2 protein-coding genes are annotated in these 1,480 nt (G+C 56.4%); one reads left to right on the forward strand and one right to left on the reverse strand.

The genetic code is table 11. The features are described 5' to 3' along the window. Positions 1-179: 179 nt before the first annotated feature. A complete protein-coding gene (locus ACOVRA_RS14415) occupies positions 180-728 on the reverse strand; it encodes a ubiquinol-cytochrome C chaperone family protein (RefSeq protein ID WP_421720905.1) in 549 nt (182 codons plus the stop codon). A 306-nt stretch (positions 729-1,034) separates the two neighbouring features. Between ACOVRA_RS14415 and ACOVRA_RS14420 the strand changes: the two genes are divergently transcribed. Next, on the forward strand, positions 1,035-1,480 hold a 446-nt coding region (locus ACOVRA_RS14420), incomplete at its 3' end, for an outer membrane protein assembly factor BamE (protein ID WP_421720906.1).

Genomic DNA, 1,480 nt, shown 5'->3' on the forward strand with positions numbered 1-1,480 from the left:
CCATGGCGTCGATCGATAGCGTTAAGCCACTTGTCATCCCGTCTCCTTGGGCGTTAGCCCCTGCGCCTTAGCTGACCGAACCAGTCAGCGCTGCGAGGCGGCATTAACCACCCAATTGGCGAAACTCCATGACATTATTCAGACGATTCTGGTTAAATCGCTGCAGTTTCCATGGCTTTTCAGCGTGGCAGGGGTAGTTCACCGCGTAGGAGAGTGTCGTCCGCAACCCCTTGCAGGTCAAGCGTCCAATCACGGATGCGTGAGGCCAATTCAGTGGCAAAGCCTTGTGCGGCGGGGTCTTTTTCCAGCACATGCACGCTGATGGCTTCAGCCAAAACGCCCAATTGTTCGTCCTCAGGCAATTGAAGGGTCCCGGTATAGACCGCCATGCGGCCATAGAAGCTTTCAGCCAGCTTTCTGATTCGCTTGCCCACAGACAAATCGCCGACGCCCAATTCCCGCAACGCATGATCAAGCGCGGAAAACATGATGTTGAAGACTTCTTGGGAGGTTTCTTCGGCCTGATCACCGCGCTTGGACAGGCGAGAAAACAGAACGGAGGCATGCAGCGCCAACATCTCAAACCGACCATCTGGGCTATCGGGCACGCGGCCTTCACCATAGAGTTCAGGGTTGCGCGCGGCGAGGCTGAGTTGGTCATAGAGCGCGCGGGCCGCCACTTTGATGGGCTTTTTGCGGAACAGGCGAGAAATCAAATTTGCGGGCATGGGGGACCTGTGGGGGGGGAGAAACCAACCGCCCACACACATGTGGGTCGGCCTTGAACACTTCAAGATGAAGCTGAAACGTGAACCTTAGGCTTGAACCTTACATTCCGGCGGGCTAGGTCAAGGCAAGCACTGCGGGCTTTGCCATATTTTTGGCTCAACGTGCACAGACATCTACAGCGCCGTGACAGGTGCGGCATCAATTCTTTGGCATTTTTGCCTTAATTTGTTGCCAGTTGCACGTTATGGGCAGGCAAAGCACGAAGCAAGCACCCCTGTGGGGTTGGCTTAAATGGGATTAACACGATGCGCGGAAGAAATTTGGTTGCTGTTGCTCTGCTTTGTGGCACCTCGCTCCTAGGGGCTTGCACAGGCGTTGTGGACCGGCGCGGCTTCCTCGCCGACGAAAGCCAAACCGCTCCGTTCCAAGACGGCGTCGACACCAAGGAAACCGTTCTCACGCGGATGGGCAATCCATCCCAGACCGGAACCTTTGACGAGCAAACTTGGTATTATATCTCGTCAATCCAAAAGCAGACGGCTTTCTATCTGCCGCGTACTATGGAACGTACCATTGTCGCCATCTCGTTCGATGACGGCGACAAAGTGGCCAGTGTGCGCAAATACGGCCTCGCCGATGGCCGCGTGATTGACTATGACACCCGCCGCACCCCAACCCGCGGCCGCGAAGTCACCTTCCTCGAACAAATCTTCGGCTCCATCGGCCGCGCCCCGGTCCAATTGCCAGGCTC

This window comes from Aquidulcibacter sp., from assembly GCF_049239865.1.
GTDB lineage: Bacteria > Pseudomonadota > Alphaproteobacteria > Caulobacterales > Aquidulcibacteraceae > Aquidulcibacter.